This is a genomic window from Roseovarius pacificus (assembly GCF_900142665.1).
Lineage (GTDB): Bacteria > Pseudomonadota > Alphaproteobacteria > Rhodobacterales > Rhodobacteraceae > Roseovarius > Roseovarius pacificus.
The window spans coordinates 51,388-71,464 of the sequence record NZ_FRBR01000007.1; the positions used below are offsets into that span (position 1 = coordinate 51,388).

16 protein-coding genes are annotated in these 20,077 nt (G+C 61.1%); 12 read left to right on the plus strand and 4 right to left on the minus strand.

The window, feature by feature from the left end; all coding sequences use genetic code 11:
* Nucleotides 1-72 precede the first annotated feature (72 nt).
* The 6 genes from BUB53_RS12825 (at nucleotide 73) to rarD (ending at nucleotide 6,273) form a co-directional block, all read left to right on the plus strand.
* A complete protein-coding gene (locus BUB53_RS12825; protein ID WP_073035177.1) occupies nucleotides 73-402 on the plus strand; it encodes a sarcosine oxidase subunit delta in 330 nt (109 codons plus the stop codon).
* A complete protein-coding gene (locus tag BUB53_RS12830) occupies nucleotides 399-3,413 on the plus strand; it encodes a sarcosine oxidase subunit alpha family protein (protein WP_073035178.1) in 3,015 nt (1,004 codons plus the stop codon). Before BUB53_RS12825 ends, BUB53_RS12830 begins: the two co-directional genes overlap by 4 nt.
* A complete protein-coding gene (locus BUB53_RS12835) occupies nucleotides 3,406-3,981 on the plus strand; it encodes a sarcosine oxidase subunit gamma (protein ID WP_073035179.1) in 576 nt (191 codons plus the stop codon). Before BUB53_RS12830 ends, BUB53_RS12835 begins: the two co-directional genes overlap by 8 nt.
* A gap of 97 nt (nucleotides 3,982-4,078) precedes the next feature.
* The gene (locus BUB53_RS12840; protein ID WP_073035180.1) at nucleotides 4,079-4,678 is read left to right on the plus strand and encodes a superoxide dismutase; all 600 of its coding nucleotides are present in this window, start codon (nucleotides 4,079-4,081) and stop codon (nucleotides 4,676-4,678) included.
* Between the two features lie 141 nt (nucleotides 4,679-4,819).
* A complete protein-coding gene (locus BUB53_RS12845) occupies nucleotides 4,820-5,275 on the plus strand; it encodes a host attachment family protein (protein ID WP_073035181.1) in 456 nt (151 codons plus the stop codon).
* 98 nt (nucleotides 5,276-5,373) lie between these two features.
* On the plus strand, nucleotides 5,374-6,273 hold the full coding sequence (rarD, locus tag BUB53_RS12850; RefSeq protein WP_073035182.1) for an EamA family transporter RarD: 900 nt from the start codon (nucleotides 5,374-5,376) through the stop codon (nucleotides 6,271-6,273).
* On the opposite strand, the gene BUB53_RS12855 is transcribed toward rarD, so the two are convergent.
* Nucleotides 6,234-6,785, minus strand: coding sequence for an LOG family protein (locus BUB53_RS12855; RefSeq protein WP_073035183.1), 552 nt, complete (start codon nucleotides 6,783-6,785; stop codon nucleotides 6,234-6,236). The genes rarD and BUB53_RS12855 overlap by 40 nt on opposite strands.
* Nucleotides 6,786-6,888: 103 nt before the next feature.
* On the opposite strand from BUB53_RS12855, the gene BUB53_RS12860 reads away from it, so the two are divergent.
* From BUB53_RS12860 to BUB53_RS12870, 3 genes are all read left to right on the plus strand, one after another.
* Complete coding sequence (locus tag BUB53_RS12860) at nucleotides 6,889-8,013, plus strand: LysM peptidoglycan-binding domain-containing protein (protein ID WP_073035184.1); 1,125 nt, start codon at nucleotides 6,889-6,891, stop codon at nucleotides 8,011-8,013.
* A gap of 119 nt (nucleotides 8,014-8,132) precedes the next feature.
* On the plus strand, nucleotides 8,133-9,947 hold the full coding sequence (locus tag BUB53_RS12865; protein WP_073035185.1) for an ABCB family ABC transporter ATP-binding protein/permease: 1,815 nt from the start codon (nucleotides 8,133-8,135) through the stop codon (nucleotides 9,945-9,947).
* Nucleotides 9,944-10,288, plus strand: a complete 345-nt coding sequence (locus BUB53_RS12870; RefSeq protein ID WP_073035186.1) for a hypothetical protein — start codon at nucleotides 9,944-9,946, stop codon at nucleotides 10,286-10,288. Before BUB53_RS12865 ends, BUB53_RS12870 begins: the two co-directional genes overlap by 4 nt.
* Nucleotides 10,289-10,309: 21 nt before the next feature.
* On the opposite strand, the gene BUB53_RS12875 is transcribed toward BUB53_RS12870, so the two are convergent.
* Both BUB53_RS12875 and BUB53_RS12880 read right to left on the minus strand, forming a co-directional pair.
* The gene (locus BUB53_RS12875; protein ID WP_073035187.1) at nucleotides 10,310-14,095 is read right to left on the minus strand and encodes an efflux RND transporter permease subunit; all 3,786 of its coding nucleotides are present in this window, start codon (nucleotides 14,093-14,095) and stop codon (nucleotides 10,310-10,312) included.
* Nucleotides 14,092-15,327, minus strand: a complete 1,236-nt coding sequence (locus BUB53_RS12880; RefSeq protein WP_073035188.1) for an efflux RND transporter periplasmic adaptor subunit — start codon at nucleotides 15,325-15,327, stop codon at nucleotides 14,092-14,094. The genes BUB53_RS12875 and BUB53_RS12880 overlap by 4 nt, the downstream gene beginning before the upstream one ends.
* Nucleotides 15,328-15,613: 286 nt before the next feature.
* Here BUB53_RS12880 and BUB53_RS12885 point away from each other — a divergent pair, with 286 nt between their 5' ends.
* From BUB53_RS12885 to der, 3 genes are read left to right on the plus strand one after another with little or no spacing between them, the layout of a single operon-like run.
* Entirely contained in the window at nucleotides 15,614-16,279 is a 666-nt protein-coding gene (locus tag BUB53_RS12885; RefSeq protein WP_073035189.1) for a hypothetical protein, read from the plus strand.
* 60 nt (nucleotides 16,280-16,339) lie between these two features.
* Nucleotides 16,340-17,668 (plus strand): PQQ-like beta-propeller repeat protein, encoded by a 1,329-nt coding sequence (locus BUB53_RS12890; protein ID WP_073035190.1) that lies wholly within the window; start codon nucleotides 16,340-16,342, stop codon nucleotides 17,666-17,668.
* Nucleotides 17,669-17,717: 49 nt separating this feature from the next.
* Nucleotides 17,718-19,190: a ribosome biogenesis GTPase Der gene (gene der, locus BUB53_RS12895; RefSeq protein ID WP_073035191.1), complete on the plus strand. Its 1,473-nt coding sequence runs from the start codon at nucleotides 17,718-17,720 to the stop codon at nucleotides 19,188-19,190.
* A gap of 7 nt (nucleotides 19,191-19,197) precedes the next feature.
* Here the strand turns inward: der and BUB53_RS12900 are convergent, their stop codons facing one another.
* On the minus strand, nucleotides 19,198-19,926 hold the full coding sequence (locus BUB53_RS12900; protein ID WP_073035192.1) for a hypothetical protein: 729 nt from the start codon (nucleotides 19,924-19,926) through the stop codon (nucleotides 19,198-19,200).
* Between the last annotated feature and the right edge of the window lie 151 nt (nucleotides 19,927-20,077).

Consider the following 20,077-nt stretch of genomic DNA (forward strand, 5'->3'; position numbering starts at 1 on the left):
GACGAAATTCTTCGAAGAGTTTTGCCAGAATTTCCCAAAGAAACCTGGCGCCCAGATCACCGGAGGCATGACATGCTGATCCTGACCTGCCCCTGCTGCGGTGTGACCGCGGAAGAAACGGAATTCCACGGCGGCGGCGAAGCGCATATCAAACGCTTCGGCCCCGGTTCGAGCGATGAGGACTTCCACGGCTACCTGTTCGAGAAGGTGAACCCCAAGGGCGTGCATTTCGAACGCTGGCGCCATGCCAATGGCTGCGGCAAGTGGTTCCATGCCGCGCGCTGCACCGTCACGCTGGAGGTGTTCGGCACCTATAGCGCGCAAACCACGGAACCCCCGCAGGATATCAAAGACAAAATCTCGGCCAAGCGGCCGGGCTGGAGCTGGAGAGAGTTCGCATGAGCACACGTCTGGCCAATGGTGGCCGTCTTCTGAACAAGGGACGGGCGCTGGATTTCACCTTCAATGGCAAACGCTTCAAGGGGGTCGAGGGCGATACCCTGGCCTCGGCGCTGCTGGCCAACGACCAGATGATGGTCGGGCGGTCGTTCAAGTATCATCGTCCGCGTGGTATCGTCGCCAGCGGCGGGGAAGAACCCAATGCACTGGTGGGCCTTGGCGAGGACGCCAAATTCGAACCCAACCAGCGGGTCACCACGACCGAGCTGTTCGACGGGCTGACCTGTACCAGTCAGAATCACTGGCCCAGCCTCGAATTCGACATCGGCGCCGTGAACTCGAAACTGGCGCGCTTCCTGCCGGCGGGTTTCTATTACAAGACGTTCATGTTCCCGCGCCCCTTCTGGAAACACATCTACGAGCCGTTCATTCGCCAGTCCGCAGGCTTGGGCAAGGCACCGCGTGATCGCGATCAGGACAGCTACGAGCATTTCTATGCATTCTTCGATGTCGTCGTGATCGGTGGCGGCGTGGCAGGACTGCAAGCCGCCAAGGCCGCAGGGCAGGCGGGCGCCAAGGTGCTGTTGATGGAGCAAACCCCCCATTGGGGTGGGCGTGCACCTGTGGATGGTGGCACGATTGACGGTCAGCCTGTGGATAACTTCGTGGATCAAATCGTTTCCGATCTGGAAACAATGGAGAACGTCACCCTGCGCACCCGCATGATGGGCTCGGGTGTCTACGACCACGGATATGTTCTGGGCTACGAGCGGGTGAGCGATCATCAGCCCGGCGCCAAGAGCCCGCGTCATCGCCTGTGGCGCATCCGCGCCGGACAGATCGTGACGGCGACCGGGGCCATCGAGCGCCCGATCAGCTTTGCCGGAAACGATGTTCCGGGTGTCATGCTGGCCTCGGCGGTGCGTGACTATGCGGTGAATTATGGCGTGTCCGTGGGGGATCGTACCGTTGTCGTGACCAACAATGACGACGCCTATCGCACTGCAATCACCCTTAAAAAACTGGGCCTTGACGTTCCGGTGATCGTCGATGCCCGAGCCGGTGGCGGTGGGGCTCTGGCCGGTGAGGCCGCGGCTCTTGGCATTCGCGTCGAAAACGGCAAGGGAATCGCCAGGGTCAAGGGCGGCAAGCGGGTCGAGGGCGTGGAAATCTGCACCCAGGCTGGCGAAGGCGCGGCGCTGGAACTGATCAAATGCGATGCGGTCGCCATGTCGGGCGGCTGGTCGCCGGTGGTGCACCTGTGGTCGCATTGCGGTGGTAAGCTGTTGTGGGACGACGAAAATGCCATGTTTCGCCCCGATGGGGATAAAGCTCCGACCGGTGCCGACGGCAAGCGTTTCGTGATCCCTGCAGGATCGGCCGATGGATATCTCGATCTGGCCACGGTGTTGGAAAATGCCGATGTAGCAGGCAAGGCCGCAGCCGAGGCGACGGGCTATGTGCCCGGTAAGGCCGAGGCCCCAGTCGCCACACCTGAAACCGCGGCTCCGATCGAAGCCGTTTGGATGATGCCGCAGGGTGCGAGCATCAAGCTGCGCATGAAGGCCTGGCTGGATTACCAGAACGACGTGAAGGTCAGCGACGTGCAACTGGCCGCGCGCGAGGGCTATGAATCGGTCGAGCACGCCAAGCGCTATACGACGCTCGGCATGGCGACGGATCAGGGCAAGCTGAGCAATATCAACGGTCTGGCGATCCTGTCGGATTCGCTGAGCCAGCCGATCCCGCAGACGGGTACCACCACGTTCCGCCCGCCTTATACACCGATTTCACTGGCTTCGATTGCCGGTGAGGCGCGCAATGAAACCTTCCAGCCGCTCCGCAAGACGCCGATGCATGCCTGGCACGAGGAAAACGGCGCCTATTGGGAGCCGGTGGGCGCATGGCGCAGGCCCTATTGCTATCAGAAGCCGGGTGAAACCATCGAAGAGGCCCTGCATCGCGAGATCACGCAGACCCGAGACAGCCTCGGAATGCTGGATGCCTCGACCCTTGGCAAGATCATCGTCAAGGGCCCGGATGCGGGCAAGTTCATGGACATGCTCTATACGAACATGATGTCCACGCTGAAGCCTGGCCGCTGCCGCTATGGGCTGATGTGCAACGAGAACGGATTCCTGATGGATGACGGCGTCGTCGCGCGTCTGGATGAGGACACGTTCCTTTGCCACACAACCACCGGCGGAGCCGAGAACATCCACGGCCACATGGAAGAATGGTTGCAGACCGAGTGGTGGGACTGGAAGGTTTACACCGCCAACGTGACCGAGCAGTACGCCCAGATCGGCGTGGTCGGCCTCAAGTCACGCAAGGTGCTCGAAAAGCTGACCGATGACGATATCGGCGGCGATGCCCTCAGCTTCATGGGCTGGAAAGAGATCACCCTGACGGGTGGCATCCCCGCACGTGTATTCCGCATCTCGTTTGCCGGTGAACTGTCCTTCGAACTCGCGGTTCCCGCCTCGCGCGGTCGCGAACTGTGGGACAAGCTGATTGAGGCCGGGGCCGAATTCAACGTCACCCCGTACGGCACCGAGGCGATGCACATCATGCGCGCCGAGAAGGGCTTTATCATGATCGGGGACGAGACCGATGGCACGGTAATCCCGCAGGATCTGGGCATGCAGTGGGCGATCTCGAAGAAGAAAGAGGATTACCTTGGCAAACGCGCTCAGGAGCGCAGCCACATGACCGATCCGACCCGCTGGAAACTGGTGGGACTGGAAACGCTGGACGGCAGCACATTGCCCGATGGCGCTTATGCCACTGCCGACGGAACCAATGCCAACGGTCAGCGCAATGTGCAGGGACGGGTGACCTCGACCTATCATTCGCCGACCCTGGGCCGGGGTATCGCGATGGGGCTGGTCCTGAACGGGCCGGACCGGATGGGCGATGTTCTGGACTTCCCCAAGGTGGACGGCACAGTGATCAAGGCGAAAATCGTCGAACCCATCTTCTATGACAAGGACGGGGAGAAGCAGAATGTCTGAGGCAGTCAGCGCACTGAAAGGGGCCTCCTTCGACGGGATCGTCACGGTCGAGGAAATGGGCCTGCAAGGCATGATCACCCTTCGTGGCGATCTGGCCTCGCCCGAGATGAAAAAGGCGGTCAAGGATGCAACCGGCCTGAATGTGCCCGAGCAAGGGCATATCGCGGGTGAAGGCGGCAACTGGGTGGCGTGGATGTCACCGGATGAATTGCTGCTGATCGTCGCTTATGAGAGCGTAAGCGACACCGAGGCATCCCTGCGCGATGCGCTCTCGAAGGTGCATCATCTGGCGGTCAATGTTTCGGACACGCGGGCCATGTTCCGCTTGTCGGGGAATGGTGCGCTTGTGCGTGAAGCGATTGCCAAGCTTTGCCCGGTGGATATGCGCACGGAGGCCTTTGCCCCCGGTCAGTTCCGCCGCTCGCGCATGGCGCAGGTGCCGGCGGCGATCTGGATGCCGGATGAGAGCAGCGTTCAGGTCGTCTGCTTCCGCTCGGTGGCGGAATATGCGTTCAATCTGCTCAAAGGGGCTGCCGCACCCGGCAGCGAGGTCAGCCTCTTTTCCTGAGAGTTTTGCGCGGAAATATGTGGCAGCCCCTTGACCTTGCCGGTCCGGGGCTACCATGTAGTCAAACGTAATTGCTCTAACGAACAGGGGACCTGACATGGCATTTGAACTTCCCGATCTGCCCTATGCTCACGACGCGCTGGCCGCGTCCGGCATGTCGCAAGAAACGCTGGAATATCACCACGACATTCACCACAAGGCCTATGTGGACAATGGCAACAAGGCCATTGCCGGGACCGAGTGGGAAGGCAAGTCCGTCGAGGACATCGTCAAAGGCACCTATCAGGCAGGCGCCGTGGCACAGAACGGCATTTTCAACAACGCCTCGCAGCACTGGAACCACAGCCAGTTCTGGGAAATGATGGCGCCAGGCGGCACCGGTATGCCCGGTGAACTGGAAAAAGCTCTGACCGATAGCTTCGGCTCGGTCGACAAATTCAAGGAAGAGTTCGCCGCCGCTGGCGCGGGTCAGTTCGGCTCGGGCTGGGCCTGGCTGGTCAAGGACACCGACGGCGGTCTCAAGGTGACCAAGACCGAAAACGGCGTGAATCCGCTGTGCTTCGGTCAGACCGCCCTGCTGGGCTGCGACGTGTGGGAGCATTCCTACTACATCGACTTCCGTAACAAGCGGCCGGTGTATCTGCAAAACTTCCTGGATAACCTCGTGAACTGGGAAAACGTCGCCTCGCGTCTGTAAGCGCGAGGATTTCCCAATCGGGTATCGGCCCCGCGCGGAGTAATCTGCGCGGGGTTTTTCGTGTGTTATTGATGATCGCCTTTTAAGATCATGGGGGCATAATTACGTGGAAGATATTGCAACGCAGAAGGAGGATGACAAATGACCGAACTGGCACATGGCACGTGGGTTTTGGTGGCCGATGGCGAAAAGGCGCTGTTTCTGGAAAACGTTACCGACCGGCAGGACCCGTTCCTGCGCGTGATTCGCATGGAAAGTCAGGAAAACCCACCGCATGGCGAACAGGTCAGCGACCGTCCGGGCCGAATGCCGGATACGGGGGAAGGGCATCGCTCGGCGATGCAGGAGGCAGACTGGCATATGCTGGCCAAGGACCGGTTTGCATCGGAGTTGTCGGATATCCTGTATCGTCTGGTTGGGCGCAAGGCGTTTGAGAAACTTGTGCTGGTGGCTCCTCCGAAAACGCTTGGGGCTTTGCGCGACGGATTGCACAAGGAAGTGCGTGCACGTGTCGTGGCCGAGGTAGACAAGGACATGACGAACCACCCCGTGCCGAAAATCGAAACCCTGCTCAAGGCGGCACTTGCGGCTGGCTAGGGGCTATAGCCGTTCTTTTTCGCCCTTGTCATTGCTCTGTGGTTGCGCCAGCACTGGTGCGTAATCCGAAAACGCGTATCGGGCAGGGCGGACATGGCATGAACGAGTCGATCAAAGGGGTGGCGGCGCTGATCGTTTGTTGCACGATCTGGGGTCTGTGCGGCCTGTATTACAAGCTCTTGTCTCATGTCCCGCCTATCGAGATCCTGGCGCATCGCACGCTTTGGTCTTTGCTGTTTTTTATGATCGTATTGTCGGTGCAAGGCAGGCTCAGGTTGGTGTGGCAGGCGCTTTCCGTGCGTCGCTCGGCAGTTCTGATCGCGTTGGCTGCGCTGATGATTTCGTGCAACTGGTTCGTTTTCATCACCTCGATCCTGATTGGCAAGGCCACCGAGGCATCGCTCGGTTATTACATTTTTCCGCTGGTTTCGGTGGTTCTGGGCATGATCGTGTTTGGTGAAAGACTGGACCGGGCGCAGGTGCTGGCCGTGGGGTTGGCAGCCGCTGCGGTAATCACGCTGACCGTGGGTCTGGGGGTCGCGCCATGGATATCGCTGATCCTCGCCTTTAGCTTCGGCTTTTACGGATTGGTCAAGAAAGGGCTGAGCGTGGGCCCGGTCGTTTCGGTTACGACCGAGGTTTTGCTGCTGTCCCCGATTGCATTGGCGGTTCTCTGGGTGATGCATTCCGGTGAAACGGGCGGTGCTTTCGGGGTTTCATGGCGCGACAATGCACTTCTGGCGTTTTCCGGCATCCTGACCGGCTTGCCACTGGTCTTGTTCAGCTACGGTGCGCGCCGGGTGCGGTTGGGCACGGTGGGGCTGGTGCAATACCTGAACCCGACATTGCAATTCCTTGTCGCGACGCTGATTTTCCAGGAGGCCTTCAGCCTTTGGTACGCGGTGGCCTTCGGGATGATCTGGACCGCTCTGGCAATCTATTCCACCGCCAGTTGGCGTCAGGACAGGGCCGCGCGCAGGGCTTTGGAAAGTTCCTGAATGCCGCTGACCGTTCGAATGAAATCGCGCAGGCTGTCATCGGCAAAGCCCTCGGCAATCACATGGTCGATCAACCCGGTAAGCGGCGTCCAATAGTCATCTGTATTCAAAAGAAAAATGGGTTTCCGGTGCAGGCCCAGCTGACGCCATGTCAGAACCTCGAAAAACTCGTCCAGAGAACCGGCACCTCCGGGCAGCACCACGATCGCGTCCGAGTTCATGAACATCACCTTTTTGCGTTCATGCATGTTTTCGGTAACGACAAAGCGGCTGAGGTCGCGTTTGCCGACTTCGCGCTGCATCAGATGTACCGGAATCACTCCGAAAGTGTCACCGCCGGCCTCTTGTGCGGCTCTGGCAGTGGCCCCCATCAGCCCGACATCGCCCGCGCCATAGACCAGCCGCCACCCCTGATCCGCCAGCATCCGTCCCAGTTCCGTGGCTGCGGCGCGATAGGTGGGGCGGTTACCGTCGCGTGAGCCGCAAAAGACACAAACCGAGCGCATGGTCATGGGAATGGTCCTGTTTCTCAAAGGGTTGTTTTGACCACTGATATCGCTGTTGCTATGGTCCGGCAACCACGCACATGGGGTGCGGGCATGTCGGGGGGATGGCATGAGCAAATCGCCAGGGATGATCGGTGGGCCCGTGATTGCAGCCGGTGTGGCATTGGTTGTCATTGCCATTGGTGCCGCTCTGTATGTATCGGGGGCGTTGGTCCCGGATGCGCAACCCGAAGTTCAGGCAGTGGCCAGGGCCGAAAGCGATACAGGGACGATGGTCCAAGCCGCTGATGATGCGGAAAGGGCAGATAGCGACACGCCGGAAGCCGCCGCAGATGTCACCCCCCCTGCCACGCCCGAGCCCCCCGGCATCAGTTCTTTCCGGCTGGAGCCGGATGGCCGTATGCTGGTGGCAGGCCGTGCGCAGCCGGGCTGGGACATCTCCATCCTGCTGGACGGTCAGAGCTTGAAAACGCTGATCCCCGATGCCGGCGGTGAATTTGTCGAATTCCTGACGCTGGAAGCGAGCCAAGAGCCAAGAGTTCTGTCCCTGTCGATGCATTCTCCGCAAACCGGCCAAAATATCGTTTCGGCCGACGAAATTATCATTGCACCTGCGACGACCGCACCTCCGGAGAACGAGGCGGAGATATCACAACAGGAGATTGCAGACCTGCCGGACGATGAGCCGGTGCAAACCGTACTTTTGTCGGACGAAAGCGGTGTGCGCGTATTGCAGGCCCCCAGGCCCGAAGATGCCGCGCCCGAAGTCATGTCCAGCGTCGCCCTGGATGCGATCACCTATTCCGATGCGGGGAAGGTGGCCCTGTCGGGTCGTGCGCAAGGCGGCGGGTTCATCCGCGTCTATCTGAACAATGAGCCGATCACTTCGTTGCGGGTTGCTCCGGGGGGCCAGTGGCATACCGAACTGTCCGACGTGGACAGCGGCGTTTACACTCTGCGCGTCGATGAACTTGATGATCAGGGCAATGTAACATCACGTGTCGAAACACCGTTCAAGCGCGAAGCACAGCATCTTGTGGGGGATGCCGGTGCCCCCTCTCGATCTGTGCGTGCCGTAACGGTCCAACCGGGCAATACCTTGTGGGAAATCTCACGCGAACGGTACGGTGAGGGGCCGATGTATGTCCGTATCTTCGAGGCCAATCGTGATCGCATCCGCGACCCTGACCTGATCTATCCCGGTCAGGTCTTTACCGTGCCGCACTTGGAATAAGTGCCGGATGAACCGGGGCGTTTCTGCCGGAACCTGTTGATATCACAAGGGCGGTGGGCTGGTGTTTCGGTGTGGTGAGCCCTAAGTGAGGGACAGTTTTCTGAAATGGACTCCCTTTCATGCGCCGCCGCACCACCCTGACGACCACCGAAATGCCTGCCGATGGATGGGCAACGATCCGCCGCGTGGCGCCCTATCTCTGGCCGGATGGGCAGGGATGGGTAAAACGCCGCGTCGTACTGGCGTTGCTGGCACTGGTGGTGGCCAAGCTGATCGCGGTGGGGACACCGTTTTTCTATAAGGCAGCGGTCGATGCATTGGCGGGCGAAGGCGATACAGCGGCCTGGATGCTGGCCTATGGTGCCGTCGGCCTGACTGTGGCCTATGGCATGGCGCGGCTGATGAATGTGGGATTTCAGCAGTTGCGCGACGTGATTTTCGCCCGCGTGGCACAACGCGCCCTGCGGCAACTGGCGCTCGAAACCTTCGCGCATATCCACCGCATGTCCTTGCGCTACCACATCACGCGCAAGACCGGTGGGCTGAGCCGTATCATCGAACGCGGTGTCAAGGGCGTGGAATTCCTGCTGCGCTTCCTGCTGTTTTCCATCGGACCGCTGGTGCTGGAACTGCTGCTTATCGGTATCGTCTTATGGACGCTGTTCGATTTCTGGTATCTGGCCGTGGTTGTCGGGGTGATTGCGGCTTACGTGGCCTTTACTTTCAAGGTGACCGAGTGGCGTGTGAAGCTGCGCAAGCAGATGAACGATCAGGATACCGACGCCAACCAAAAGGCGATAGACAGCCTTCTGAATTTTGAAACGGTCAAGTATTTCGGGGCTGAAAAGCGTGAGGCCGACCGTTATGATGCGGCGATGGCGGGGTATGAAAGCGCAGCGTTGCAGACCTCCTATTCTCTGGCATTCCTGAATTTCGGTCAGTCGGTGCTGATCACAGGCGGGTTGGTGGCGGTGATGGTGATGGCCGCCATCGGGGTGCAGAGCGGCACCATGACGGTGGGCGATTTCGTCATGGTCAATGCCTACATGATCCAGATCACCATGCCGCTGAACTTTTTGGGCACGGTTTACCGCGAGATACGGCAATCCCTCGTCGATATGGGGGAAATGTTCGGTTTGTTGGAGCAATCTCCGGATGTTAAAGACAAACTTCAGGCAAAAGTTCTAAATATACAAGGCGCTACGGTGGTCCTGCGCGACGTTTTCTTTGGCTACGACCCTGCGCGCGCCATTCTCAAAGGGGTTTCGCTGAATGTGCCTGCCGGGCAGACGGTGGCGGTGGTCGGTCCGTCGGGATCGGGGAAATCCACCATCGGGCGGCTATTGTTCCGTTTCTACGATGTGCAGGAAGGTGCGGTATTGATCGACGGGCAGGACGTGCGTGATGTGACACAGGATAGCCTGCATGCCGCGATTGGTGTGGTGCCTCAGGACACGGTGCTTTTCAATGATACGGTCGGCTACAACATTGCCTATGGCCGCAATGGCGCGACCCGCGCCGAAGTGGAGGAGGCTGCAAAAGCCGCGCAGATCCATGACTTCATCATGGGCTTACCCGATGGGTACGACACGCAGGTGGGGGAGCGAGGGTTGAAATTGTCGGGGGGCGAGAAACAGCGCGTCGGCATCGCGCGTACCCTGCTGAAAAACCCGCCAATCCTGTTGCTGGACGAAGCGACCAGTGCGCTCGATACCGAAACCGAGCGCGATATTCAGGGCGCGCTGAAACGGGCCGGGCAGGGGCGCACCGTGATCACCATCGCGCACCGCCTGTCCACTGTCGCCGATGCCGACCGTATCGTGGTGCTGGAAGATGGCCGCATTGTCGAGGAAGGTACGCATACGGAGCTGCTGGCGCGGCAAGGGCGCTATGCCAGTCTCTGGCAGCGCCAGCAGGCGGAAGAGGCCGCATGAGCCGAAAGAACTATCCCGAAACGCCGGACGGGCGATATTTCGTGTCCAAGGGGCGGCTGTGGCGAAAAACCGATCCATCCCTGCCAGACAGCGAACGCCGGGCAGCGATCAAGGCGCTGATGCAGGCGCGGCGCGCGGTTCAGGCCGCCCAAACGCCCGAGGCCGAGCGCACGGCGCGCGATGCCGTGGACGCGGCCAAGCGCAGGTTGGGCGAACGTGGCCCGGTCTGGTGGAAAGACGGTGCGCCCGACGAAGGTGGGCGGCATCCCGGAAACAGCAGCTATGCCACATGGTGGGCCACACTGGATGAGACCAGCCGGGAGTATGGCGAAGGCGGGTAATCGTCGTTTTGAAGCGAGCGATCACTCGGCGGCGCGCAGCGGTTTGCCATTGTCGTCGCGGGCGTCGATCACGCGCTTGATGTCATTCGCTTCGGGCTGTGCTGCGTCTTCGTCTTCATACTCGCCGGTCTGTTCTTCCGGCCACAGCAGTTCGGGGGCATGCACTTTTCGGGCGGCATTCTGCAGCGCCCAGTCCTGCGCGGCGCGGCTGGCGCGGCCCATCGACAACGCGGCCAGGGCTCGCGCGGTCCATTGCAAATAGGTGCCGGCCCAGATTCTCAACGCCAGCATCGACGGCGTAAACACCAGCGTCAGCATCGTGGCGATGCCCAGACCGAACACCACGGCCGTCGCCAGTTGTTTCCACCACAATGCCGTGGGCGAATTGAACGAGTAGCCGCCATTGACGAAATCGAGGCTGAGGCCGAACATCATCGGCGCAAGGCCCGCCATTGTGGTGATGGTGGTCAACAGAACGGGGCGAATGCGCGCTTCGGCGGTACGGGTGATGGCCTCGATCCGCGGCATGTAGCGGCTGAACTCCTGATAGGTGTCGATCAGCACGATATTGTTGTTCACCACGATCCCGGCAAGCGCGACGATACCGGTGCCGGTCATGATGATCGAAAACGGCTGGCCCATCACAAGCATCCCGATCAGCACGCCGGTGGTGGACAACACCACCGCCAACAGCACCAGGACGGCATTGTAGATGCTATTGAATTGCGCCAGCAGGATGATGAACATCAGTCCCAGTGCCCCGGCAAACGCCTGTTGCAGGAAGGCCCCGGATTCAGCCTGATCTTCCTGATCGCCGGTCCATTCGTAGTCGATGCTGTCGGGCAACACGCCGCTGTTGAGCCATTCGGTCAGGTGCGCGATGCGTTCATTCGCGGTCACTGGCACCTCGGAGCGTGCGCTGCCGCCGGTGGCGACGGTCGTCGTCAATCCGTCCGCGACACCTGCTTTTATGTCGAAATAGCGGGTCTGGTCCACGCGGTCGATCTGTGCCAGCTTGGCGACCGGCTTGCGCGTGATGAAATTGGACAGCGGCACCAGGCCATCCTGTGTGCGCACCTTGAGCGCATCAAGCGTGGACAGCACACGATCCTCTTTCGGCAGGCGTACACGGATGTCGATTTCCTCATCCGAAGAGGGCACGCGCATCGTGTCCAGAAGAATGCCGCGGGTCACCAGTTGCACCATCGCGCCCACGGTCGCCACGTCGGCGCCATAGCGTCCGGCCTTTTCCACATCCACGTCGATCTGCCAGTCGATGCCGGGCAGGGGCAGCGTATCTTCGATTTGCTTCAGGCCGAACGTGGTCTCGAATTTTGCGCGCGCCAGCCGCGTGGCGTCTTGCAGGTCTTGCCAGTTGTCGCCTTTCAGCCGCAGGTGCACCGGCTTGGCCGAGGCCGGGCCGCGTGCCTGAGCAAGAATTTCTATCTTGGTGCCAGGTAACTGCTCCAGTTGTGCGGTCAGTTCGTCGATAATCGTGTCGCCGTCATATGCTTCGGCGCTGACCGCGCGGGTAACTTCGTAATCCAGGAACGGGATGGTGAACCAGGTCTCCCGGCCTTGCGGGCGGTCCTCCCACGGGATGGTTTCCAGTTGAACCTGCCCGATCGTGTCCAGCGGGGCCTCGGCGCCACCGGTATTGTTGGTCAACCCGCCCTCGCCGGCAAAGGCAAACACGGTCTCGACGCCGGGATGCTGCATCGCGATCCGTTCGGCCCGCGCCACCAGGGCATCCTTTTGCCCGATCGACAGGTTGCCACGGCCACGTACATAGATAATGGCCTGTTCGGGCTCGGATTCGACGAAGAACTCGGTGCCCTTGTTGTTGTTCATGTAGAAGATCAGGACAGATCCGACGAAAACAAAGACGAAGCCGAAGGTTACCAGCGGCATCACCGGATTGCCCGAAATCGCATGGATCACCCGACCGAACGGGGTGCGGCCATGTCCGGCTTTTACACGGCCCTCACGGCGGGGCATCGTGCGGTTCTTGAGCCAGCCAATGCCATGCTGTGCGCGTTTTCCAATGGCCATCAGGCCCAGCAGAAGTGTAACCACCGACGCCACGCCCGCCGATGCCAGGACCGCTACGCCAAGCAACAGGACGAAGACCGATAACAGCGTGGGAATCACCGAGGCCAGAATACGCCCGGCCTCCATTTGCGTGAACTGTTCGGAGACCTGCGCCAACACAACCGGTGCAAGGCTGCCCGCCAGCATCAGCGCCGCAACAGCCACGGGAAACAGCAACAGGTGCCATAGCCAAAAGCCGCCTGCGATCTGCTCGGTCCGGGTGTTGAACCAGCGTTCAAGCCGTCCGGTGACGCCGCCCATGACCGGCAAATAGACCAGCGCGACCAACAGCGATGCCGACAAGACGAAGATCAGTGTGACAGGCAGCATGCCCATGAACTGCCCCGGAATGCCGGGCCAGAACAGCATCGGCAGAAAGGCACAAAGCGTTGTCGCGGTCGAACTGACCACTGGCCAGAACATCCGCTTGGCGGCCTCGACATAGGCGTGCATCGGGCCTACGCCCTCGGCGATGCGCTTGTCGGCGTATTCCACGACAACGATTGCCCCGTCCACCAGCATGCCGACGGCCAGGATCAGTCCGAACATCACGATATTGGATATCGACACGCCCATGATCGCCAACAGGGCGAAGCAAAGCAGGAACGACGTGGGGATCGCGAACCCCACCAGCAATGCGGGCCGGATGCCGAGCGCTGCCAGCGTGACGATCATCACAAGGGCGATGGCGGTCAGGACGGAGCCCTCAAGCTGCTTGACCATCGATTCGACCGTGCGCGACTGATCGTTCGAGGTGCCCACCGTCACGGCGGCGCGCAGTTCATCAGGCCAACCGGTGCGGGCTTTATCCACGGTTTCGCGCACAAGACTGGCGGTTTCGATGATGTTGAAGCCTTTGCGCTTGACCACCTGCAACGCTACCGTTTTTTCGCCGTTGAATCTTGCGGTGCCAAGGCGGTCTTCGAAGGTCAGGCTGATGCGTGCAAGATCGCCAAGGGTCACGACACGATCGCCATTGATCTTGACCGGCAGGTCATAGATGTCGCGAGCCTCATCGAAGCTGGAGGGAATCTTGACCGAAAATGCGCCCGAGGCGGTCTCGACCTCGCCTGCGGCAATCAACAGGTTGTTGTTGCGCACCACGTTGATCAACTCGTTCGCTGTGACGTTGTAGGCCTCCAGCCTGAGCGGGTCGATCACCACCTCGACCATCTCGTCGCGATTGCCCGCGATCCCGGCCTCCAGAACCGGTTCCAGCCCTTCCAGATCGTCCTGAAGATCCTTGGCCAGCCGCGCCATGGTACGCTCCGGCACATCGCCCGACAGGTTCACGATGATGATCGGGAACTCGCTGAAATTGATCTCGTTGATCGTGTATTTTTCGGCGCCTTCGGGAAACTTGGCTTCGGCGGCGTTCATTGCGTCGCGCGTATCGGCCATGATCTTGGTCTTGTCCCAGCCGAACTCGAACTCCAGAGCCACACCTGCATAGTTTTCGGCGGCAGTGCCGGACATGGTCTTGAGCCCGTCCAGATCGCTCAACTCGGTCTCCATGACCTTGACCAGCAGTTTTTCGCTATCCTCGGCGGAAATGCCGGGAAACGGGACCGAGACGAAGAGCGCAGGAATTTCGATATCCGGCTCGCCTTCTTTCGGCAGGCTGATATAGGCCAGACTTCCCGCCAGGATCGACAGGACAACAAAGGCGATGACCATGCGCGCGCGGGCGGCAGCCCAGTCGACGATGCCGGTCATTGGCCAAGCTCCTGATAGCTGGGCACGACGCGCACGCCATCGGTGACGTATTCCTGTCCGATGACAATGACATCGGCCTGTTCCGGGAGGCCCGACAGCCACACACCGTTCGGTACATCACGCAGCAAGGTCACAGGGACAAAAACGGCCAGATCATCGCTCCCGACCAGACGAACCCCAAGCGTGCCTTCGTCGTTCAGGGTCAGGGCAGACTGTGGTAACAGATGCGCCTTTGTACCGTCGGCTGAAATCACGATTTCAGCGGTCTGGCCATCGCGCAGTGTCAGGTTGGGGTTTGGTACCCGGATTTCCACCTGGAACGTGCGCGTTGTCTGGTCTGCTTGCCGCGACAGGAAGGTGACCTTGCCCTGTACCTCACCGCCCGAAGCAAGCCGCGCGCCCGCGACGGCGCCGATTTCGACGCGATCCACCTCGGTTTCCGGTACGAACCCGACCAGTTGGATCGGGTCCAGCTGAATGACCGTCGCACATAGTGCGCCGGGTTGCAGCAGGCTGCCCAATTCGGCCGTATCGCTTTCCAGAAGACCGGAAAACGGAGCGCTGATCGTGAGCCGTTCAATTTCCTTTTCGGCAGTGTCCACGCCAGCCTGCGCTGCATCTATCTGCGCGCGGGCGGATTCCAACCCGGTGCGGGCCGCTTCCACCGCTGCTTCGGCCGAGCGCAAAGCCGCCTTTGTCGAAGCCGCGCGCGTTTGCGATGCGAAACCTTCTTCGGACAGGCGGGTGGCGGCATTGTCGTTGATCCGCGCCTCTTCCAGCCGCGATTGCGCTTCTTCTACGCGTGCCCTGGCTTCGGGGATGCTGGCGTGCGCCGCTGACAGTCGCGATTTTGCTTCGGCCAGTGCCGACTCGCGCGTGCCGGGATCAAGCTGGCAGAGGGGCTGGCCGAGCTCGACAAAAGCCCCTTTGCGCAAAGGATCGGAAATAACCTGTCCCGCGGTTTCGGCACGCAATTCCACCTGCCGGAAGGCCTCGGTCTGACCGCGTAGGATCACGGCGCTGTCGATAGTGCGGGCGGTGGATTGAACGGCAACGACCCCGACGGGCTTCCCGGTTTCGTCGTCTGCATCTTCCGATGATTGAGCCTGCGCGGTTCCGCTTTGTGTGTCCGCGGGTTCCGGAGATGCACCTGTCAGCCTGTCCCGTTCGAACACGAACACGTAGATCAGGGCCGAAACCATGATTGCTGCCAGGATGGGGAAAAGTCGCATCAGATAACCTTTAATCACGGTCCATGGGCCGGCTTGCCTTGGACATTTGAACGATTCCGCGGTTCGTCAAGGCTGTATATGCGTGAACTGACCAGTTTAGATTACCCTGTTGCGTCTTTCCGGGCAAGATGGGCTGTTTGTGTCACACCAGTCGTAGCGTGGCTTCGAGATGTGGGGGAACACGATGTATATTGTTTTAAGGGTCAGCTGCGTGACATGATAACGGCCCCTTGGCAGGCAGGGGCCGACGCGATAAGAGGAGGGTCAAACGCAAGGGATATCGAGCGTGAGCGATACAGACAGTTTCATCGAAGAAGTTACCGAAGAGGTTCGCCGCGACCGGTTGTTCGCGCTGATGCGGCGCTATGGCTGGATTGCGGTTCTGGCGGTCATCCTGATCGTCGGCGGTACCGCCTGGAACGAATGGCGCAAGGCACAGGATCGTGCACAGGCCGAGGCGTTCGGTGATGCCATTCTCGGGGCGCTCGAGGCCGGGGACCGCGCGGCGCGCGCGACCGCTCTTTCGGATATTGATGCACCCAATCAAGGTGCCGGGGGGGTTCTGGATCTGCTGACCGCCGCCGAACAAACCGCCGGTAGCCCGCAAGAGGCGGCGGCACGGTTGTTGTCGCTGGCCGATAGCGAGGCGATTGCCCCGGTCTATCGCCAGATTGCAACGCTCAAGGCCGTAGCCTTGCCGGATTCGGGGCTCGACGTTGATGAGCGCCGCAGCCGGTTGCAGGGGCTCGCCCTGGCCAACGGGCTGACTCGGCTTCTGGCCGAGGAACAACTGGCCTTGATCGACGTTGAAACCGGTGACAGCGCCGCAGCGCTGGAGCGTCTGACGGCTATCGTAAAGGATGCCGAGGCAACGGTGAGCTTGCGTCGACGGGCGACACAAGTGATTGTGGCCTTGGGAGGCGAGTTGCCGGACACCGGACAAGGCGGGTAAGGTACCGCCACCGGGCCTGTGGTGGCTTGGTAGAACGCGTTAACTTGGGGGGCTTCGGCTTTGAAACCAAACGGGATTATTCTGGGGCTTGCGGCGGCTTTGGCGCTGACGGCCTGCTCGAAGGAAGAAGCGATCCTCCAGGGTGAGCGGGAAGGGCTTCGTGATGTCCTGTCCCAGCCGCAGGCACCGGATGAAGAACAGGCCGCAACGCAAGACCACAGCCAGCCGATCGCCCTGGTTGCCACACGTAACAACCCGGCATGGCCGCAGGCCGCCAGTACGCCGGGCACCCGCACTGCGCATCCCGCGCTATCGGCAGCACCGCAACGGGTGTGGTCCACGTCGATTGGTGCCGGCGATGGCCGCAGGATGCGTATCACCGCCGATCCGGTCGTGGCCGACGGGCGTATTTTCACGCTGGATGCCCAATCGCGCGTCAGCGCCGTGTCCACCAATGGTGAGCAACTCTGGACGCATGACCTGGTGCCGCCCAACGATTCCGCCAAGGACGCAACGGGCGGCGGTTTGGCATATGGCGATGGAACGCTGTACGTATCGTCCGGTTTCGGTCTGATGACAGCACTGGATGCCGCGACAGGGGCCGAAAAATGGCAGCAGAACCTGCGCGCCACGGGCTCGGGCAATCCCACCGTTGTCGGCAATCTGGTCTATTTGGTTGCAGGCGACGAGATCGCATGGGCCCTGGATACCGACACCGGCCGCATCCGCTGGCAATTGTCGGCCACACCCAGCATTCATAACGTCATGGGCGGTCCGGCTCCGGCCGTATCTGAGAAATATGTCGTGTTTGCCTTTGGCTCGGGTGAGGTGCAGGGCGCGTTTCGCAAGGGCGGTCTGCGTCTGTGGGACTCGCAGGTGGCGGGTCAGCGCGATGGATATGCAACCGCGCGGGTGGGTGACATCACCGGTGATCCGATGATTGATGGCGAGCGCGTCTATGTCGGCAGCCATTCGGGGCGCACAGTGGCGCTCGGCCTGGCCAATGGCGAACGCCTGTGGACCGCCGATGAGGGCTCGCTCAACCCGGTGTGGCCAGCGGGTGATTCGGTATTCCTGGTGTCCGATCGCAACGAACTGATCCGCTTGTCTTCCGAAGACGGCAGCCGGATCTGGGGCACGAAACTGCCGTTTTTCACCAAGGACAAGCCGCGCAGACAGGCCGAGATTTACGCGCACCACGGGCCGATTCTGGCAGGCGGGAACCTGATCATCGCTTCGGGCGACGGATTCCTTCGCTTTTTCGATCCGGTATCGGGCCAGCTAACCCGGAGGATCGAACTGCCCGGCGGCGCCACCACCAACCCGGTCGTGGCCGGGGGCACGCTGTATGTCGTGTCGCGCAAAGGGGAATTGCACGCTTTCCGTTGAGCGCGCGATGCTGTAACAGGGCGGCTTGATCCGCTCCGGAGCCAGAAAGATGAGTTTCACCCTTGCCATCGTGGGCCGCCCGAACGTGGGCAAGTCCACGCTGTTCAATCGCCTTGTCGGCAAACGTCTGGCCTTGGTCGATGACCAACCCGGCGTCACCCGTGACCTGCGCGAAGGCGAGGCGCGGCTTGGCGATCTGCGCTTTACCGTGATCGACACCGCCGGTCTGGAAGAGGCCACCGATGACTCCCTTCAGGGCAGGATGCGCAAGCTGACCGAGCGGGCCGTGGACATGGCCGATATCTGCCTGTTCCTGATCGACGCCCGCGCCGGGGTCACCCCTACGGACGAGGTTTTTGCTGACATCCTGCGCAAACGCGCGCGCCACGTGATCCTTGCGGCGAACAAGGCCGAGGGCAGCGCCGCCGATGCCGGGGTGTACGAATCCTACGGTCTTGGTCTTGGCGAACCCGTTCGCCTGTCCGCCGAACACGGCGAGGGCATGAACGAGCTTTACTCGCACCTGATGCCCTTGGCGGATGAGTTCGAGAAACGCGCCGCTGCCGAGGCCCCGGAAACCGAGGTCATCCTGAATGAAGAGGGTGAAGCCGAAGATCCCGATGCCGTGCGTCAGCCGACACCCGAGCGCCCGATGCAGGTGGCCGTGGTGGGCCGCCCCAATGCGGGCAAATCCACGCTGATCAACCGCATTCTGGGCGAAGATCGCCTTCTGACCGGCCCCGAGGCCGGAATCACCCGCGATGCCATTTCCCTGCAACTCGACTGGGATGGTCTGCCGGTGCGAATTTTCGACACTGCCGGAATGCGCAAGAAATCGCGCGTGCAGGACAAGGTGGAAAAGCTGTCGGTCTCCGACGGTCTGCGCGCGGTGAAATTCGCCGAGGTTGTCGTAGTCCTGCTGGATGCCGCGATCCCGTTCGAGCAACAAGACCTGCGTATCGCCGACCTGGCCGAGCGCGAGGGCCGTGCCGTGGTCGTTGCGGTGAACAAATGGGACATTGAGGACCAAAAGCAGCAAAAACTGCGCGATCTGCGCGAGGCGTTCGAGCGTCTTTTGCCGCAATTGCGCGGCGCGCCGCTGGTGACCGTGTCGGCCAAAACAGGCAAAGGGCTGGACCGTCTGCGCGCGGCGGTGGAAAAGGCCTATGATGTCTGGAACCGCCGCGTGACCACCGCGCAGCTCAACCGCTGGCTGGCCGGCATGATCGAGGCGCATCCGCCCCCGGCTCCGGGCGGGCGGCGGATCAAGCTGCGCTACATGACACAGGCCAAAACGCGCCCGCCGCATTTCGTGGTCATGTGCTCGCACCCCGACAAGCTGCCGGACAGCTATTCGCGCTACCTGATCAACGGTTTGCGTGAGGATTTCGATATGCCCGGCACCCCGATCAGGCTGCACATGCGCTCGCAATCCGACAAGAACCCCTACAAGAGCAAGAAGAAATCAACGCCCTCGCGGCTGCGCAAGCATATTCACGGCAAGGGAAATCCTCCGAAATAGCGCGGCTTTAGCCATGCGGAGGCCGTGCATGGGTATCAATGCTGCTGCGCCGCACGCTCAGCGCCAGCATCGCAAGGCCCGCACCGCAAAGCATCAGCACGGAGATATTGGCAGGGCTGACATTGGACGCGGCGATGCCCACTAATGCCCAACCCATCGTTGCAGCGTATTCCGGCGTATCAGGTCGCAACACCAGAACCACCAGCGCGATCAGCAACGCCACTCCTATCAGGGCCAGCGCGGCGGCTTGTCCGCTCATGAATCCGTGCCCCGCCAGAATTAACGCCAAAGCCACGCAACTCGCCGCCGTCAGCCATCCGGCATAAAGCGCAATGGGGGTGCGCAGCCACAACCTGTCTTCGGCGCCTGCGGTTACAAGCGCCCATAGCGCGGTGCCCAGCATCGCCCAAATCAGGACGGTGGCCCAAAGGGGAGAGAACTGCGCCACCGGAATCCATGCCGCTCCGATCACGAGGCTGGCAATCAGCGGCCAGCGCGCGACATCCCAGCCCGGCGCCCGGTCGCGTTTCAACAACCCGAACAGCGCTCCCGCGATCAGCCAGAGATAAATCGGCCCCCAGATCGCAAAGGCAAATCCCGCCGGCTGGACGGGCGGATCGACCTGCGGGATCGGGAATTGGTCGGGCCGAAACCCGTTGAACCCCTCAGTTGTCAGGGGCGACAGGGCAAAGGCCAGCGCCGCAGTCAGCGTCAGGATAGCTTTCATGCGTTCCATGATGTTGATGTGGTATGATCGGCGGGCCGGTCAATGCGACAGGGCGGTGTTTTCCGCCATGACCGGCGGGATGTCGCGGAAATTTCACAGTTAAGGCGATTGATCGTTCCAAGATATCGTGACCAGCATATACAATCGGAACGCGAGAGGG

What these genes read in the sequence shown, in the direction of transcription:
- BUB53_RS12880 (WP_073035188.1), bottom strand. Translation starts at nt 15,327, where the DNA reads ATGCGACTTTTCCCCATCCTGGCAGCAATCATGGTTTCGGCCCTGATC.
- BUB53_RS12875 (WP_073035187.1), bottom strand. Translation starts at nt 14,095, where the DNA reads ATGACCGGCATCGTCGACTGGGCTGCCGCCCGCGCGCGCATGGTCATC.
- BUB53_RS12860 (WP_073035184.1), top strand. Translation starts at nt 6,889, where the DNA reads ATGAGCAAATCGCCAGGGATGATCGGTGGGCCCGTGATTGCAGCCGGT.
- BUB53_RS12865 (WP_073035185.1), top strand. Translation starts at nt 8,133, where the DNA reads ATGCGCCGCCGCACCACCCTGACGACCACCGAAATGCCTGCCGATGGA.
- der (WP_073035191.1), top strand. Translation starts at nt 17,718, where the DNA reads ATGAGTTTCACCCTTGCCATCGTGGGCCGCCCGAACGTGGGCAAGTCC.
- BUB53_RS12845 (WP_073035181.1), top strand. Translation starts at nt 4,820, where the DNA reads ATGACCGAACTGGCACATGGCACGTGGGTTTTGGTGGCCGATGGCGAA.
- BUB53_RS12900 (WP_073035192.1), bottom strand. Translation starts at nt 19,926, where the DNA reads ATGGAACGCATGAAAGCTATCCTGACGCTGACTGCGGCGCTGGCCTTT.
- BUB53_RS12855 (WP_073035183.1), bottom strand. Translation starts at nt 6,785, where the DNA reads ATGACCATGCGCTCGGTTTGTGTCTTTTGCGGCTCACGCGACGGTAAC.
- BUB53_RS12830 (WP_073035178.1), top strand. Translation starts at nt 399, where the DNA reads ATGAGCACACGTCTGGCCAATGGTGGCCGTCTTCTGAACAAGGGACGG.
- BUB53_RS12835 (WP_073035179.1), top strand. Translation starts at nt 3,406, where the DNA reads ATGTCTGAGGCAGTCAGCGCACTGAAAGGGGCCTCCTTCGACGGGATC.
- BUB53_RS12825 (WP_073035177.1), top strand. Translation starts at nt 73, where the DNA reads ATGCTGATCCTGACCTGCCCCTGCTGCGGTGTGACCGCGGAAGAAACG.
- rarD (WP_073035182.1), top strand. Translation starts at nt 5,374, where the DNA reads ATGAACGAGTCGATCAAAGGGGTGGCGGCGCTGATCGTTTGTTGCACG.
- BUB53_RS12870 (WP_073035186.1), top strand. Translation starts at nt 9,944, where the DNA reads ATGAGCCGAAAGAACTATCCCGAAACGCCGGACGGGCGATATTTCGTG.
- BUB53_RS12840 (WP_073035180.1), top strand. Translation starts at nt 4,079, where the DNA reads ATGGCATTTGAACTTCCCGATCTGCCCTATGCTCACGACGCGCTGGCC.